General features: G+C 70.9%; 17 protein-coding genes. 7 read left to right on the top strand and 10 right to left on the bottom strand.

From position 1 onward, the window contains the following. Positions 1 to 376: 376 nt before the first annotated feature. The 8 genes from cysN to glmU form a co-directional block, all read right to left on the bottom strand. Positions 377 to 1,645 carry a sulfate adenylyltransferase subunit CysN gene (gene cysN / locus QJS33_RS22440; protein WP_306370016.1) on the bottom strand — a complete coding sequence of 423 codons (1,269 nt, stop codon included), beginning with the start codon at positions 1,643 to 1,645 and terminating at the stop codon, positions 377 to 379. 70 nt (positions 1,646 to 1,715) lie between these two features. Then, positions 1,716 to 2,648 (bottom strand): sulfate adenylyltransferase subunit CysD, encoded by a 933-nt coding sequence (gene cysD, locus QJS33_RS22445; protein ID WP_306370017.1) that lies wholly within the window; start codon positions 2,646 to 2,648, stop codon positions 1,716 to 1,718. Positions 2,649 to 2,709: 61 nt separating this feature from the next. After that, positions 2,710 to 3,501, bottom strand: coding sequence for a 3'(2'),5'-bisphosphate nucleotidase CysQ (locus QJS33_RS22450; RefSeq protein ID WP_306370018.1), 792 nt, complete (start codon positions 3,499 to 3,501; stop codon positions 2,710 to 2,712). Between the two features lie 3 nt (positions 3,502 to 3,504). Continuing rightward, positions 3,505 to 4,944 (bottom strand): sugar transferase, encoded by a 1,440-nt coding sequence (locus QJS33_RS22455; RefSeq protein ID WP_306370034.1) that lies wholly within the window; start codon positions 4,942 to 4,944, stop codon positions 3,505 to 3,507. 680 nt (positions 4,945 to 5,624) lie between these two features. Continuing rightward, a complete protein-coding gene (gene pth / locus QJS33_RS22460; protein ID WP_306370019.1) occupies positions 5,625 to 6,200 on the bottom strand; it encodes an aminoacyl-tRNA hydrolase in 576 nt (191 codons plus the stop codon). 106 nt (positions 6,201 to 6,306) lie between these two features. Further along, positions 6,307 to 6,897, bottom strand: coding sequence for a 50S ribosomal protein L25/general stress protein Ctc (locus tag QJS33_RS22465; protein WP_306370020.1), 591 nt, complete (start codon positions 6,895 to 6,897; stop codon positions 6,307 to 6,309). Between the two features lie 414 nt (positions 6,898 to 7,311). Continuing rightward, complete coding sequence (locus QJS33_RS22470; protein WP_306370021.1) at positions 7,312 to 8,280, bottom strand: ribose-phosphate diphosphokinase; 969 nt, start codon at positions 8,278 to 8,280, stop codon at positions 7,312 to 7,314. Between the two features lie 20 nt (positions 8,281 to 8,300). Beyond that, entirely contained in the window at positions 8,301 to 9,794 is a 1,494-nt protein-coding gene (gene glmU / locus QJS33_RS22475; protein ID WP_306370035.1) for a bifunctional UDP-N-acetylglucosamine diphosphorylase/glucosamine-1-phosphate N-acetyltransferase GlmU, read from the bottom strand. A gap of 627 nt (positions 9,795 to 10,421) precedes the next feature. On the opposite strand from glmU, the gene QJS33_RS22480 reads away from it, so the two are divergent. The 6 genes from QJS33_RS22480 (at position 10,422) to QJS33_RS22505 (ending at position 14,572) form a co-directional block, all read left to right on the top strand. Next, entirely contained in the window at positions 10,422 to 11,408 is a 987-nt protein-coding gene (locus tag QJS33_RS22480; RefSeq protein ID WP_306370022.1) for an acyl-CoA desaturase, read from the top strand. Positions 11,409 to 11,422: 14 nt separating this feature from the next. After that, a complete protein-coding gene (locus QJS33_RS22485; protein ID WP_306370023.1) occupies positions 11,423 to 12,073 on the top strand; it encodes a TetR/AcrR family transcriptional regulator in 651 nt (216 codons plus the stop codon). Positions 12,074 to 12,328: 255 nt separating this feature from the next. Continuing rightward, the gene (locus QJS33_RS22490) at positions 12,329 to 12,832 is read left to right on the top strand and encodes a MarR family winged helix-turn-helix transcriptional regulator (protein ID WP_306370024.1); all 504 of its coding nucleotides are present in this window, start codon (positions 12,329 to 12,331) and stop codon (positions 12,830 to 12,832) included. An 85-nt stretch (positions 12,833 to 12,917) separates the two neighbouring features. Continuing rightward, a complete protein-coding gene (locus tag QJS33_RS22495) occupies positions 12,918 to 13,925 on the top strand; it encodes a GDSL-type esterase/lipase family protein (protein WP_306370025.1) in 1,008 nt (335 codons plus the stop codon). Positions 13,926 to 14,063: 138 nt separating this feature from the next. Next, a complete protein-coding gene (locus tag QJS33_RS22500) occupies positions 14,064 to 14,315 on the top strand; it encodes a type II toxin-antitoxin system Phd/YefM family antitoxin (RefSeq protein WP_306370026.1) in 252 nt (83 codons plus the stop codon). Then, a complete protein-coding gene (locus QJS33_RS22505; protein ID WP_306370027.1) occupies positions 14,312 to 14,572 on the top strand; it encodes a Txe/YoeB family addiction module toxin in 261 nt (86 codons plus the stop codon). Before QJS33_RS22500 ends, QJS33_RS22505 begins: the two co-directional genes overlap by 4 nt. A gap of 20 nt (positions 14,573 to 14,592) precedes the next feature. On the opposite strand, the gene QJS33_RS22510 is transcribed toward QJS33_RS22505, so the two are convergent. After that, positions 14,593 to 14,820: a hypothetical protein gene (locus QJS33_RS22510; protein ID WP_306370028.1), complete on the bottom strand. Its 228-nt coding sequence runs from the start codon at positions 14,818 to 14,820 to the stop codon at positions 14,593 to 14,595. A gap of 98 nt (positions 14,821 to 14,918) precedes the next feature. Continuing rightward, positions 14,919 to 15,923, bottom strand: a complete 1,005-nt coding sequence (locus tag QJS33_RS22515) for a zinc-dependent alcohol dehydrogenase family protein (RefSeq protein ID WP_306370029.1) — start codon at positions 15,921 to 15,923, stop codon at positions 14,919 to 14,921. Positions 15,924 to 16,025: 102 nt separating this feature from the next. Here QJS33_RS22515 and QJS33_RS22520 point away from each other — a divergent pair. Next, positions 16,026 to 16,255: DUF6597 domain-containing transcriptional factor (locus tag QJS33_RS22520; protein ID WP_372339701.1), on the top strand; the 230-nt coding region annotated here is incomplete at its 3' end.

Here is a 16,255-nt window from a genome sequence, read left to right on the forward strand (position 1 = left end):
TCCTTTACGCCAGAGTTCAGCGAATCTTTTTCGCCGTTCGCCTCGTCGGTACGCCCGGCCCCGAAGCGCGTGTCGCACCGGATCGACCTGCGATCACTCCGGAACGCAATACCGCCCGACGCTTGTGCGGTGGGGTTTCGCGTTTCCCGGGAGAAGAAATGGGACGGCGTACCGCCGAAACTGGAACATGGTTTTACGATCGGAAACAAAGCAGAAATACGCGAATAACTCGTCCACCGTCTCGGGAAACCGGTCGAAACCGGCGGGACCCCCACACGGCCCGCACACGGTCCGCGCACACTCCGTCACAGCCCACCACCGGGTCCGTACACGACGACGGGGCCGCCCGATGGGCGGCCCCGTGCGTGCTCGGTGACTAGTCGGCCCGGACGACCATCCCGGCGCCGACCGTGGCGTTGGTGGCCTCGTCGATGAGGATGAACCCGCCCGTCTGCCGGTTGCGCGAGTACTCGTCGACGAACAGCGGCTGGGTGGAGCGCAGCCGCACCCGCCCGATCTCGTTGAGCGCCAGGTGGTCGGCCTGTTCGTCACGGTGCAGCGTGTTGACGTCCAGCCGGTAGCGCAGGTCCTTCACCATGACCTTCGCCGTGCGGGTGGTGTGCTTGACGATGAGCTTGGAACGCGGCGTCAGCTTGCGCGCGTCCGTCATCCAGCAGACCATCGCCTCGATGTCCTGGGACGCCGTGGGCATGTTGTTGGGGCGGCAGATCATGTCGCCCCGGGAGATGTCGATCTCGTCCTCCAGCAGCAGGGTGACCGACATCGGCGCGAACGCCTCGGCGACCTCCCCGTCCGCCGTGGCGATCTTGGCGATCCGGCTGGTCAGCCCGGAGGGCAGGTGCACCACCTCGTCGCCCGGCTTGAGCACGCCCCCGGCGAGCTGGCCCGCGTAGCCGCGGTAGTCGTGCAGCTCGGGGTCGTCGGACCTGTGCGGCCGGATCACGTACTGCACCGGGAACCGCGCGTCGATGAGGTTGCGGTCCGAGGCGATGTGCACGTTCTCCAAGTGGTGCAGCAGCGAGGGGCCGCTGTACCAGGACATGTTCTCCGAGCGCTCCACCACGTTGTCGCCGTGCAGGGCCGAGATGGGCACGAAGGTGAGGTCGCGCGCGTCCAGCTTGGCGGCGAAGTCGGTGAACTCCGCCTTGATCTCCTCGAACCGGTCCTGGTCGTAGTCGACCAGGTCCATCTTGTTGACCGCCAGGACCAGGTGCGGGACCTGGAGCAGGGTGGTGAGGAAGGCGTGCCGGCGGCTCTGCTCCTGGAGGCCCTTGCGCGCGTCCACCAGGATGATCGCCAGGTCGGCGGTGGAGGCCCCGGTCACCATGTTGCGGGTGTACTGGATGTGCCCGGGGGTGTCCGCGATGATGAACGTCCGCTTGGGCGTGGCGAAGTACCGGTAGGCCACGTCGATGGTGATGCCCTGTTCGCGCTCGGCCCGCAGGCCGTCGGTGAGCAGCGCGAGGTTGGTGTGCTCCTCACCGCGCGCGGCGCTGGTCCGCTCCACCGCGTCGAGCTGGTCCTCGAAGATCGACTTGGAGTCGAACAGCAGGCGGCCGATCAGGGTGCTCTTGCCGTCGTCCACGGAGCCCGCCGTGGCGAACCGCAGGATGTCGTTGCTCATGCTCGCTGGTCCTATGTGGGAAGGGATGCGTCCGAAGGACGGGAGTGGTGGCCCATCGGCGACGGGCGGGCTAGAAGTAGCCCTCGCGCTTGCGGTCCTCCATCGCGGCCTCACTGGCGCGGTCGTCGGCCCTGGTCTGTCCGCGCTCGGTGATCCGCGTCGCGGCGATCTCGGCGATGATGTCGTCGAGCTCCACGGCGGTCGACTTGACCGCGCCGGTGCAGGTGAGGTCGCCCACCGTGCGGTAGCGCACGGTCTCGGTGAAGGGGACCTCGGCGTCGTCGCGCGCGATGATCGGGGAGTCGGCGAGCAGGATGCCGTCGCGCTCGAACACGCTGCGCTCGTGGGCGAAGTAGATGGAGGGCAGCTCCAGCTTTTCCCGCTGGATATAGGCCCACACGTCCAGCTCGGTCCAGTTGGAGATCGGGAAGACCCGGATGTGCTCGCCCCGGTCGATGCGGGTGTTGAACACGCTCCACAGCTCGGGGCGCTGGTTCTTGGGGTCCCACTGGCCGAACTCGTCGCGGAAGGAGAACACGCGCTCCTTGGCGCGGGCCTTCTCCTCGTCGCGGCGGGCGCCGCCGAAGGCCGCGTCGAACCCGTGCTCCTCGATGGCCTCCAGCAGGGCGGCGGTCTGTAGGCGGTTGCGGCTGGCCCAGCGGCCGGTGGGCTCGGCGACCTTGCCCGCGTCGATCTGCTCCTGGACGGAGGCGACGACCAGGCGCACCCCGGCCTGCTCGACCCGGCGGTCCCGGAACTCGATGACCTCGGGGAAGTTGTGGCCGGTGTCGACGTGCATGACCGGGAACGGAACGGCGCCCGGCCAGAAGGCCTTCTCGGCGAGGCGGAGCATGACGATCGAGTCCTTGCCGCCGGAGAAGAGCAGCACCGGCCGCTCGAACTCCGCGGCCACCTCGCGCATGATGAAGATCGCCTCGGCCTCAAGGACGTCCAGCTGGGAGAGCTGGTAGCGCCCGGGCGTCTGCTGACTCGCCTGACCCATGAATCCGCCTTAGAGATACCGCTGGGGGCACCGGTTCGACCGACGGCGGAGGGTCTTTCGTCTAGCCCCCCGCGTGCGGACCGGCGCTGTCCAGGTCCGCGCCGTCGCGGATGCTTGCCAACAACATACCCGACAATTCCGATCGACATACAAGGACATCGGGGAGTAGCGGGTCGGCTACGTTATAGCGCAGGGGAGAGCCGTCGATCCGGGAGGTGTGCAGGCCGGACGCCTGGGCGACCGCCACCGGGGCGGCCGTGTCCCACTCGTACTGGCCACCGGCGTGGACGTAGATGTCGGCCATGCCCAACAGTACCGAACAGATCTTGGCGCCCGCCGACCCCATCGGGATCAGCTCGGCGCCCAGCTGGGTGGCCATCCGCTGCGCGAACGCGGGCGGGCGCGAGCGGCTGACCGTGATCCGCAGCCGCTGTCCCGACGGGCGCTCCTCGGGCAGCCACGGCGGGTCCACCGTCGACAGGGTGCTGCCCTGGGCGGGCAGCGCGACCGCCCCGGCGACCAGCGCGCCGTTCTCCCACAGGGCCACGTGCACCGCCCAGTCGACCCGGCCGGCCTCGGCGAACTCGCGGGTGCCGTCCAGCGGATCGATGATCCACACCCGGCGGGCGCGCAGCCGGGCGTGGTCGTCCGCACCCTCCTCGGAGAGCACCGCGTCACTGGGGCGCAGCCGGCCCAGCGCGGAGAACAGGAACTCGTGCGAGGTACGGTCGCCCAGCGTGCGCAGGACGTCGGGCTCGTCGAAGCCGTGCCGGGCGCGCAGGCGCAGCAGCAGCTGCCCCGCCTCGCTCGCCAGGTCGCGGGCCACCTCATGATCGTTTCGGATGTTCTTCACCGTTCAGTACGCCCCCGCCCCACGGATCACCGCTGACCACGTCTTCCACAGGATCTGGATGTCCAACGTCAGCGACCAGTTTTCCACGTAGCGCAGATCCAGACGGACCGATTCCTCCCATGAGAGGTCGGATCGGCCGCTGACCTGCCACAGCCCCGTCAGCCCCGGTTTGACCACCAGCCTGCGGCGGACGTCGTGCCCGTAGCGGGCGACCTCCTCCGGAAGCGGCGGCCGGGGGCCGACCAGGGACATCTCGCCCCGGACCACGTTGACCAGCTGGGGCAGCTCGTCGAGCGAGTACCGGCGCAACCAGGCCCCGATCGGGGTCACCCTGGGGTCCCGTCGCATCTTGAACAGCACACCGTCGTGCTCGTTGCGGGACCGCAGCGCCGCCTTCAGCGATTCGGCCCCGACCACCATGGTACGGAACTTGTACACCGGGAACTCGGAGCCACCCCGGCCTACGCGCGTCTGGGTGAAGAAGACCGGGCCGCCGTCCTCCCACCGGATGAGCACGGCGAGCACCAGGAACAGGGGGGACAGCAGGGCCAGGGCCAGCGCCGCGGCACCGCGGTCGAAGACGCTCTTGAGGATCCGGCGCGCCCCGGCGAGCTCGGGGTGCTCCACGTGCAGCAGGGGGAGCCCGGCGACGGGGCGGATGGTGGTGCGCGGCCCGGCGACCTCCATGAGGGCGGAGGCGACGAGGAGTTCGGTGCCGGACTTCTCCAGCCGCCAGGCCAGGCGGCGCAGCTCGACGCCGTCCATCTCGGGGCAGGCCAGGACCGCGACGGTGGCGGCACCGACCAGGGCTGCGGCGTCGGCGGCCCCGGTGAAGGAGCCCAGGACCGGGCAGCCCTCGACCTCGGCGGCCCCCGCCGCCACCTCGTGTTCGGGCAGGCAGACGCCGACCACGCGCATACCGTGGTAGACCTCGCCGCGGAAGCGCCGGATGAGGTCGCCGGCGGCCGACCGGTGGCCGACCACGACGACCCCGTTCATGCAGTCGCCGAACCGGCGGCGGCGGTGCAGTGCCTTGCGCCGGGCGTAGCGCAACGCGAGGGTGGCCGACAGCACCAGCGGCAGGGTGACCAGGACGTAGCCGCGGGCGAGGTCGAACTTGACCGCGTAGGCGACGATGGCGGTGCCGGCGGCCAGGGCGAGTCCGGCCACGGCGACCCGGCGGTACTCCTCGGTGCCCACCCCGAGGAAGCGGCGGGCGTAGCCGCCGGACAGGCAGACGAACAGGCACCACAGCGGCGGCAGGGCCAGGGAGAGCCACAGGTAGGGGACGGTGGTGGCGGCGGCGAGCGCCCCGTGGAAGCGGACACCGGTGCCGATCAGGCCCGCGCCCAGGGCCGCGACCAGGTCGAGCACCAGCAGTCCGGCCACATAGGTGCGCATCCACGGCCGGGGCGGCAGGGGCAGGGAGCCGACCTCCGGCATGGCGGACGCCGGTACCGCCACCATTCGCTCCCGGACATCCTTCACCCCACTACTTGCGACCATGTATCCCCCAAGACCGACGCCGGTCCGAAAGTCATCACTGCACGTCATCGACCGAGAGGCGGCATGCCACTCTGACAGTAACTAAAAGTAGTGGAAAAGTCGCTCTGTGTGTCCTCTTGTCGACGAAGAAAGGCCGGTCGACGCGGGAATGTGTCCCTCCCGATACCGACCGGCCCGTGATCCGGACTACTGACGGACCACCCGACCACCTGACCGAAACCCCTCAGCCGTGTCACACCACCAGGGGGCGGGTCCGGATCTGGAAGACCGAGGTCCACACGGCGGCGAAGGTCACCGCCCGCACCGCCCGGTGTCGGGTGGGGGCCGAGCCCCACCGGGAACCGCACCGCTCCACCGGGCAGACCGAGGACTTCCGCCCCCGGCTCGCTCGGGCGCGGAGCCGCGGCGAGGCGTCCGGCGTCAGCCGACCGTCCACCCGGCCGGGACCCGGCCACAACAGGCGGGAGACGACTCCCGGACACGGGAGATGAGGACGCCCGCGGCCTGCACCCCCGTGTGCCCGGGGCGCGGGGAACGCCCGCCCCGCCCCCGGAGCCGGGGGGAGACGATTCGCCCTCCGGTCGGGGCCGGGCGGGTGGGCGGCGGCCCGGGGGCCGTCAGGCGGCCGTGTGGTAGATGTTCTGGGCCCGCTCCAGGCCGTCCGTCAGCACCGTGCGGACCGCGTCCGCCGCCCGGTCGACGTTGAGGTCGAGTTCCCCGCGCTCGGTCGAGGAGAAGTCACGCAGCACGTACGCCGCCGGGTCCATCCGGCCCGGCGGCCGGCCCACCCCGAACCGGACCCGCAGGTAGTCCGGTCCGCCCAGGGAACCGGTGATGGACTTGAGCCCGTTGTGCCCGCCCGAGCCGCCGCCCTTCTTGAGCTTCAGGGCGCCGAAGTCGATGTCCATCTCGTCGTGCACGACGACGACCCGCTCCATCGGCACCTTGTAGAACTTGGCCAGCGCCGACACCGGCCCGCCCGAGAGGTTCATGTAGGTGCGCGGCTTGGCCAGCACCACCGCCACGCCCTCCAGGCGGGTCTCCACCACCTCGGCGTGCGCCTTGTGCGCCTTCCAGCGCTCGCCGCCCGCCAGCGCGTCCACCACCATGAAGCCCGCGTTGTGCCGGTTCCCGGCGTACTTGGGCCCGGGGTTGCCCAGCCCGACGACCAGCCAGCGCTCGGTCTCCGCCATGTCCTTCTTCCTCCACCGTCCCCACACGGGGACGAGCCTACAGACGAAAGACCGGGCGCGCGGCTCCGGTGGAGCCGCGCGCCCGGTCGACGTACGGTGCCGAGGATTACTCGGCGGCGGCCTCGGCGGCCTCGGCGGCCTCGCCCTCGGCGGCCTCCTCGACGCGCGGCGCGGAGACGTTGAGGACGATCGACTCGGGGTCGGTCACCAGGGTGGCGCCGGCCGGCAGCTTCAGGTCGGCGGCGGTCACGGTGGTGCCGATCTCCAGGCCGTCGATGTTGAACTCGACGCCCTCGGGGATGTGGGTGGCCTCGGCCTCGATGGTCACGGTGACGAGCTCCTGGGTGAGCACACCGGCGCCCTTGATCTCGCCCACCAGGTTCACCTGGAGCTCGACCTCGACCTTCTCGCCCTTGGAGACGACGAGCAGGTCGACGTGCTCCAGGAAGCCCTTGATGGCGTCGCGCTGGACGCTCTTGGGCAGGGCCAGGTTGTCCTTGTCCAGGCCCTCCAGGCGGAGCAGGACGTTCGGGGTCTTCAGGGCGAGCATGAGATCGTGGCCCGGCAGGTTCAGGTGGCGGGGCTCGGTGCCGTGGCCGTAGAGGACGGCCGGCACCTTACCCGCGCGGCGGGCGCGACGGGAGGCGCCCTTGCCGAATTCCGTGCGGGGCTCGGCAGCGATACGTACCTCGGACACGACAAAACTCCTCGGGTTCAACCCCGCAGCACGGGGAACACGACTCCAGTAGTACGAACGATTCCCGCTCTCAGCGGGGAAGCGGCGGGGTCTCCCCGGTAGGGGACGCGACCGCCCTGGTTCCAGGCGTGCCCGGCGAGTCGCCACCGGACCCGACCGGCCCGGGAACGCTCGTCGCGCACCCCTGCCCTCGCGTCCGCACGAAGCCGAACGAGGCTCCGCTCGGGCACGGGGACACTCGGTCAAGTCTACTGGTTCCGGGGACGACTCCGTACATGCCCCACCGCGGCCCCTTCGCCGCACGCGCGGCCACCGGGGGCGGTGTGCCGGTGAGGGAAGGGACACGCGGGCGGGGGATACGTCCGGATATCCCCCGCCCCACGGGCTCCCGCGGAACTCCGCGGGCCCGGGGCCCTACTCGAACAGACTCGTGACCGAGCCGTCCGTGAAGACCTCACTGATCGCACGCGCCACCAGCGGCGCGATCGACAGCTGGGTGAGCTTCTCGAAGGACCGCGACTCGGGCACCGGCAGCGAGTTGGTGATGACCACCTCGGAGATGCGCGAGTTCTGGAGGCGCTCCGCGGCCGGGCCGGACAGCACACCGTGCGTGGCCGCCACCAGGACCTGCTTGGCGCCCTGCTCGAACAGCGCGTCGGCGGCCTTGACGATGGTGCCGCCGGTGTCGATCATGTCGTCCACCAGGACGCACACGCGGTCCTTGACCGTGCCGACGACCTCGTGGACGCGGACCTGGTTGGCCACGTCCGGGTCGCGGCGCTTGTGGATGATGGCCAGCGGGGCGCCCAGCCGGTCGGCCCAGCGGTCGGCGGTGCGCACGCGGCCCGCGTCGGGGGAGACCACGGTGATCTCGGAGACGTCGACCCGGTTCGCGATGTGGTCGGCCAGGATCGGCAGCGCGAACAGGTGGTCGACCGGTCCGTCGAAGAAGCCCTGGATCTGGTCCGTGTGCAGGTCGACGGCCATCATGCGGTCGGCGCCGGCGGTGCGGAACAGGTCGGTCATCAGGCGGGCCGAGATGGGCTCGCGGCCGCGGTGCTTCTTGTCCTGGCGGGCGTACCCGAAGAACGGGGTGACCACGGTGATGCGCTTGGCGGAGGCGCGCTTGAGCGCGTCCACCATGATCAGCTGCTCCATGATCGACTCGTTGATCGGGTCGGCGTGCGCCTGGATCACGAAGGCGTCCGAGCCGCGGACCGACTCCAGGTAGCGGACGAAGATCTCACCGTTGGCGAAGGTGTCGAACCGGGTGGGGACCACCTCGATCCCCAGTTCCTTCGCGACCTCTTCGGCCAGACTCGGGTGCGTGCGCCCCGAGAACAACAACAGGTTCTTCTGACCGGTGGCCTTCATGCCGCTCACGTGTTTCTCCCCCACAGTCACTACTGATCGCCGGCTCTGTGCCGCCCTGCGTCCTCGACGCCCTCCGTGCCCCGGGCCGACCGCGCCCGCAGCGCCGCCTCGGCCGAGGCGGTCCCCGGGCGCTTGCGCTCGGTCCACCCCTCCACGTTGCGCTGCCGGTGCCCTTCGGACACGGCCAGCGCACCGGGCGGGACGTCGTCCCGGACCACGGCCCCGGCCCCGGAGTAGGCGCCGTCGCCCACGGTGACCGGGGCGACGATCGTGTTGTCGCTGCCGATGCGCACGTGGTCGCCGATGGTGCTCCGGGACTTGTCGACCCCGTCGTAGTTGACGAACACCGACGAGCAGCCGATGTTGCTGCCGACGCCGATGTCGGCGTCGCCGACGTAGGTCAGGTGCGGGACCTTGGAACCGCTGCCGATGTTCGCGTTCTTGACCTCCACGAACGCACCGGCCTTGGTCCGGTCGGCCAGGCGGGTGCCCGGCCGGAGGTAGGTGTAGGGACCGACGTCGGCCCCGGGGCCGATCTCGGCGCGGTCCGCGGTGGTCCGGCGGACCTCGGCCCCGTCGCCCACGACGGTGTCGGTCAGGTCGCTGTCGGGACCGATGACCGCGCCCTCGCCGATGACGGTGGCGCCGCGCAGGCGGGTGCCGGGCTCGACGAGGGTGTCGCGGCCGATCCGCACGTCCACGTCGATCCAGGTCGTGGCGGGGTCCACGACGGTGACCCCGGCGAGCATGTGCGCGCGCAGGAGGCGGTCGTTGAGCAGGCGGCGGGCCTCGGCGAGATGGACGCGGTTGTTGACGCCACGGACCTCGTCGGCGTCCTCGGCGGCCCAGGCGCCGACCCGGTGGCCGTCGCCGCGCAGCAGCGCGATGGCGTCGGTGAGGTACTCCTCGCCCTTGGCGTTGTCGCTGCCGATGCGCTGCACGACCTGCGCCAGCAGGGCGCCGTCGAAGGCGTACATGCCGGAGTTGATCTCGTCGACGGCGAGTTCCTCGGGGGTGCCGTCGGCCTGCTCGACGATGGAGGTGAAGTCGCCGTCGGCGTCGCGAACGATGCGCCCGTAGCCGTGGGGGTCGGGGACGCGGGCCGACAGGACGGTGACGGCGTTGCCCTCCTTCTCGTGGAAGGAGACCAGCTCGGCGAGCGTGGCGCCGCGCAGCAGCGGGGTGTCCCCGCAGGTGAGAACGACGGTGCCGGTGGGCTCGATGCCCTGGCGGGCCAGGTCCTCCAGGGCCATGCGCACCGCGTGCCCGGTGCCCTTCTGTTCCTCCTGGATGGCGGTGACCGCCTGGGGGGCGATCTGCGCCAGGTGCTCGGCGATGCGCTCGCGGGCGTGTCCGAGGACGACGGCCGTGTGCAGCGGGCCGAGTTCGCGGGCGGCGGCCAGCACGTGGCCGACCAGGCTGCGGCCGCCGATCTCGTGGAGCACCTTGGGGAGTTGGGACTTCATCCGGGTGCCCTCGCCCGCGGCGAGGACGATGACGGCAGCCGGGCGGTTCACGCTCACTGGAGGAGACCCCTCGTGATAGCTGGCTAGGAAGAAGACGATCTCGCGGTCGGCGTTCGGCGGGGCGTTCCTCGTACCGTGCACGGCGCTGACCCGCCGTGCGGCCGACATGGGAAGGATACATCCGCGTCACAGGCCCCCGGCGGCGGAGACGGGCCCGGCGGAGTGGGCGGTCGGGCCCGCCGGCCGCTCACGGGCTCTGTTGCGGCAGGGGCCGGAGCGGGGATGTGATGTGCGCCGCTCCGGTCGGCGCCCGGTCCTCCCGGTGCGCGGTGCTCGCGGTACACCCGGTGGGCGCGGTGGCCGCCGACGACAGGGCGGCGGCCGCCGGCGACGCGTCTGCTCCCGGACCAGGGCTCGAACCTGGACGATGGGGACCAAAACCCCACATGCTGCCGATTACATCATCCGGGAACACGCCGGGCGCGAGTCCCCGCGCCGACATGACGGTCACCAAGATAGCGCCTTCGCAACGGCCCTTGCCAAACCTACGGGTTCGTAGGTTACGGTTACGTAGGTATAGGTAGGGCCGTCGCGGCGGATGCCCGCGCACTCCCGGCACGCCCTGACCTCACAGACGAACAAGCGACGAACGAACGACGTTTCCGATTCACGAGGCAGGGATTCATGACCGCCGCACCCGAGACGCCCACCGGGGGGACGGCCGCCCCCGCGGCCGAGACCACCGCCACCAAGCGCACCCCGATCCCCGAGTACGAGCCCGAGCTGCGCGGGCGCGCCGAGCGCTTCACCGTGTTCGCGTTCGTGTTCATCCCGCTCATCGCGCTGCTCGCCTCCGTCCCGTTCTTCTGGGGCTGGGGGCTGAGCCTGGTCGACATCGCCATCGCCACGGTCTTCTACCTGATCAGCGGGCTGGGCATCACGGTCGGCTTCCACCGCCACTTCACCCACGGCTCGTTCCGCGCCAACCGCCCGCTCAAGATCGCGCTCGCGGTCGCCGGGTCGCTGGCCATCGAGGGCAGCGTCGTCAAGTGGGTGGCCGACCACCGCCGCCACCACAAGTACGCGGACGCCGAGGGCGACCCGCACTCGCCGTGGCGGTTCGGCGACGACTGGAAGTCGGTCGCCAAGGGCCTCTACTACGCGCACATGGCGTGGATGTACCTCGACGAGAAGAAGACCTCGCCCCGCCGCTTCGCCCCGGACCTGCTCAAGGACAAGGACATCGTCCTCGTCGACAAGCTGTTCCTGCCGCTCGTGATCTTCTCGCTGGGCGCCCCGGCTCTCATCGGCGGCCTGGTCACCATGTCCTGGTGGGGCGCGGCCACCGCGTTCTTCTGGGCGAGCCTGGTCCGGGTGGCGCTGCTGCACCACGTGACCTGGTCGATCAACTCCATCTGCCACACCATCGGCGAGGAGAACTTCGAGGTGCGCGACCGCTCCCGCAACGTGTGGTGGCTGGCCATCCCGTCGTTCGGCGAGTCCTGGCACAACCTGCACCACGCCGACCCGACCTGCGCCCGGCACGGCGTGTTCAAGGGCCAGATCGACATCTCCGCGCGCGTCATCTGGTTCTTCGAGAAGTTCGGCTGGGCCACCAAGGTCCGCTGGCCCGACAACGAGCGACTCGCCGCCAAGCGGGTCAGCGTTTAGGATTCTTGACCATCATGGGAGCAGCCGACAGCGAGCAGAGGATCCGTGTGCGCCGCAAGCGCATGACGGGCGAGGAGCGTCGGCGGCAGCTGCTGGAGATCGGCCGGGAGCTGTTCGCCGAACGCGGGTTCGACGCGACCTCCGTGGAGGAGATCGCCGCACGGGCGGGCGTGTCCAAACCCGTGGTGTACGAGCACTTCGGCGGCAAGGAGGGCATCTACGCGGTCGTCGTCGACCAGGAGATGCGCACCCTGGTGGGCATGGTCTCGGAGGCGCTCACCGCCGACAGCGCCCGCAACAAGATCGAGAAGGCGGCCCTGGCCCTGCTGCGCTACGTCGAGGAGAACACGGTCGGGTTCCGGGTGCTGACCCGTGACTCGCACGTGGCCTCCGGAACGGGGAGTTTCGCCGGCCTGATCAACGACATCGCCAGCCAGGTCGAGTACATCATGGTGGACGAGTTCGCCGAGCGGGGCTACGACCCCGCACTCGCCCCCATGTACGCCCAGGCACTGGTGGGCATGTGGGCCCTGACCGGCCAGTGGTGGCTGGAGGTGCGCAGGCCCAAGCGCGAGGTGGTGGCGGCGCACCTGGTCAACCTGGCGTGGAACGGGCTGTCGAGCCTGGAGGCCAAGCCCAGGCTGCGGACCAGGCGAAGCCGCTAGGGCGTGTTCCGTGGACGCCGCTCGTCGCGAGCGGGGTCCCGGTGCATGCACCGCAGGGCCGGAGAAGGAGTCGGGGCGGGTTCTCCTGTCGACCGGTGAGAACTCGGCGGGGGATGTGCCGGGGCGCCGCGCGGCAGGGTGGGCACCCGCGGAACACGCCCTGGGAGGAACGGCCCGGGCGCGGGATCTCTCGTGGGGCGGGTGTGCATCGCATACCCGCCCCACTATCTTGATGTCAAGAGATATGCTGGACCCATGCGCGATGAGGTGGATGGGCTGATCGAGGCGTGGCGCGCCGAACGGCCGGACGTGGACGTGACGCCGCTCGAAGTGCTCAGCCGGGTGTCCCGGCTCGCCCGACACCTGGACAGGGCCCGGCGGACCGTGTTCACCGAGCACTCCCTGGAGCCCTGGGAGTTCGACGTCCTGGCCGAGCTGCGCCGCTCCGGCCCGCCCTACGAGCTGAGCCCCGGCCGCCTGCTGCGCGCCACCCTGGTGACCTCCGGGACCATGACGAACCGGGTGGACCGGCTGGCCGCCGCGGGGCTGGTGCGGCGCCGCCCCGACCCCGCCGACAAGCGCGGGGTGCTGGTGCGGCTGACCGACAAGGGCGCCGAGCGCATCGACGCGGCGCTGGAGTCGCTGCTGAGCTACGAGGAGACGCTCCTGGCCCCGATGCCCGCGCGGGAGCGCGAGCAGCTCGCATCGTTACTGAGATGCCTCCTGGTGCCCCTCGACACCGAACCTTCCAGTCGGTAACTGTTGTTACCCGGCGGTATCCGTCCTCTCACCGGGGCCGCCACGGGCGCGCATCCCTTGGTCTTCATCTGGTTGGAGAACGACAGTGAGAATCCGGTGGAACGTCCGGTGCGCCGCTCTCGTCGCGGTGGCCGCGACGGCCGTGGCGGCGGCCGGCTGCGCGGGCGGCGACGGAGAGGACGTGTCGGCGGGGGCACAGGAGCGGTACTACCTCTCCCTGGGCGACTCGCTGACGGTGGGCGTGCAGCCGGGCGAGGGCGGGCCCGCCGAGACCTCCGACGGGTACACGGACATCCTGTACCGCACCCTGTACGACGCCGATTCCACGCTGCGCCACGAGCGCAGCGGCTGCGGCGGTGAGGACACCACGACGTTCCTCGAAGGCGGGATCCCCCGCTGCGACGAGCGGTACGGGGGCCGCTCGCAGCTCGAAGCCGCCGAGGAGTTCCTCGCCGACCACCGGGGGCGGGTGGACCTGGTCACGGTGGCCATCGGCGGCAACAACTTCACCCGCTGCGTCGTGGGCATCGAGAACGTGGAGAACGGCGGGCGGCCCGTCGTCGACACCGGTTGCGTCGACGACGGCCTGGAGCGCATCGAGACCGAGGTGCCCGTGATCGCCTCCCGGCTGCGTGCCGCGGCCGGCCCGGACACCCAGGTCATCGCGATGACCTACTACAACCCGTTCCTCGCCGCGCTGCTGCTCGAACCCGAGGAGCCCGCGGAGGACGAAGAGGACGAGGAGGCCCCCGGGGACGCCGGGGCCGACCCGGAAGCGGGTCCGGGCCTGGGCGAGGTCGAGGGCGAGATCCCCTTCGACGCGACCTTCGCCGGGTACGCCACCGAGGTCCTACAGGCCATGAACGAGTCCCTGCGGGAGTCCTACGCCGCCGAGGACATCGAGGTGGCCGACGTGGAGGCGGCGTTCGACTCCGCCGACTTCGACGTCCCGGAGGAGGGCGCCATGCCCACCAACCTCCAGGCGATCTGCGACTACACGTGGATGTGCGACCCGGAGCTGGGCCCGGACATCCACACCAACAAGGCCGGGGCCACGGTCATCGCCGAGGAGTTCGCCACCCTGGTCCGCTGACCCCGCCCGCGCACGCGGCGAAGGCGCCGGAGCCCCACGGTCCGGCGCCTTCGCCGTGCGCGGACCCGCTTTCCTGGACCTGGACGTACATAATCCTGTACCTTGAAATCACCGCATAGGCCGCCGGGAGGACAAGAAATGAAGACCATGAGCTACACCGAATCCCGCGCCAACTACGCGGCCACCCTCGATGCCGTCGTCAACGACAGAGAAGAAGTGGTGATCACGAGAGCCGGACACGAGCCCGTGGTCATGATCGCCCTGTCCGAGTACGAGGCCCTCAGGGAGACCGCCTACCTCCTGCGCAGTCCCGAGAACGCCCGGCGCCTGGTCTCGGCCATCGAGGAGCTGGAGGCCGGCCACGGCATAGAGCGGGAGCCGGCCGAATGACGCTGATCTGGGCCCGGGGAGCATGGGAGGACTATCTCTGGTGGCAGGGGCAGGACCGAAAAATCCTCAAACGCATCAACACCCTCATCAGGGACATCGAGCACAACGGCAACGAGGGTGTGGGCAAACCCGAGTCCTTGCGCCACGGCTTCCAGGGGTACTGGTCCCGACGGATCACCGACGAACACCGGCTGGTGTACAAGATCTCCGGTGATGAGATCCGCATCGCCGCCTGCCGCTACCACTACGGCAAATAGGACGCCTTCGCCGTACGCGGTCAGGGGGTGTGGCGGGCGAGGGGGCCGAAGCGGGCGGTGACGGCGCCGAGGAGGAAGTGCGCGGCCTGGTGCTCGGTCAGCGGGATGACGCCCACCGGCATGGTGACGCGGTAGGGGTGCTCGTCGTCGGGGCGGATCTCGAAATCCTCGATCAGCCCCTGGGACAGCAGCAGGGTCAACCCCTCCCGCACCTTCCCCGCCCGGTTGTCCGAAGCCCACATGACCATGCCGCCACCGTAACCGGCGGACGGGTCGGACACACCGCGTCGGACAGAATCCCCGGCAAAGCATGCCCACCGTCCTTTTCCGGACATTCTGGGCACACTCAGTGGTCGACGGTCACCACGATCTTGCCGACCCGGGCGTCCACCTGCTCCATGTACCGGTGCGCGTCGGCGATCCCGGCCAGCTCGAAGCGGTTCGGGTCCACCGCGGGCCCGAAATCGCCCGAGCGCAGCCCCGCGGCCACGAACGCGACGGCCCGCCGCGCCCGCTCCGGATCCCGCACGGTCTCCGGCAGCGTGTAGGTGCGCATGTTCAGCGCGGGCATGCCCAGGCCGAAGGCCGGGTAGGGGGTCTCCTCCCCGCTCGCCATCCCGTACAGCAGCAGGGTTCCGCCGGGCGCGACCGCGCGGGCCAGGTCACCGACGCCGGGCCCCGCGACGGCGTCGAACACCAGCGGGGCGCCCCGGCCGCCGGTGATCTCCAGGACCCGGTCGGCCACGTCCTCCTCCGCGCTCACGACGGCCTCCGCCGCGCCCGCCGCCAGCAGGGCCCGCCTCTTGGCGGCGCTGCGGGTGACGGCGATCGGTACGGCGCCGACCCGCGCGGCGACGCGCAGGGCGGCCAGGCCGACCCCGCTGGAGGCCGCGGTCAGCACGACCGCGTCTCCCGGCCGCAGCCCGCCGACCTCCACGAGTCCGCCGTAGGCGGTGAGGTAGGGCATCCACACGGCCGCGCCGCCGACGGCGTCGAGCCCCTCCGGGCGCCGGACCAGGGCGGATGCGGGCACCAGAGCCCGGTCGGCGTAGACGCCGTAGTCGTTCTGGGAGAAGACCGGCAGCACGCTGACCTCGTCGCCGGGCCGCAGTCCGGTGACGCCCGGCCCCGGTGCCACGACGGTTCCCGCGGCCTCCAGGCCCAGGCGGGCCGGGAACCGGCGCACCGGTTCGATGTAGTGGCCGGAACGGAAGAGCGCCTCGGCCCGGTTGAGTCCGATGGCGTCGACGCGGACGAGCACCTCCCCCGGCCCCGGGTCACCGGGCGGGATGTCCGCGAGGGCCAGCACCTCGGGGCCGCCGTACTCGTGGAACAGCACAGTCCTGGACATCGCGCGTCCTCTCACGCCGGGGGGCCGGGGCCGCCGCCATTCGAACACAGAAGTACGACCAGCGTCAAACTTTGATGGTGATCGTACCAGTAGGGTCGGAGGATGGCCGAGTACCGGGAGTGGCGGGGGCACTCGGGGATCCTCTGGCGGGTCTCCGGCCCCGGACCCCACCGGGTGCTGCCCGACGCCGCGATGGACCTCATGTGGCACCGCGGCCGCCTCGTGGTGGCCGGGCCCGACACCGCCGCGCAGGTCGCCTCGCCCGGGCCGGGCGGAGCGACCTGGGGGCTGCGACTGGCCCCCGGGGCGGCGCACGCACTGCTGGGCGTCCC

Source organism: Nocardiopsis sp. CC223A, from assembly GCF_030766825.1.
Lineage (GTDB): Bacteria > Actinomycetota > Actinomycetes > Streptosporangiales > Streptosporangiaceae > Nocardiopsis.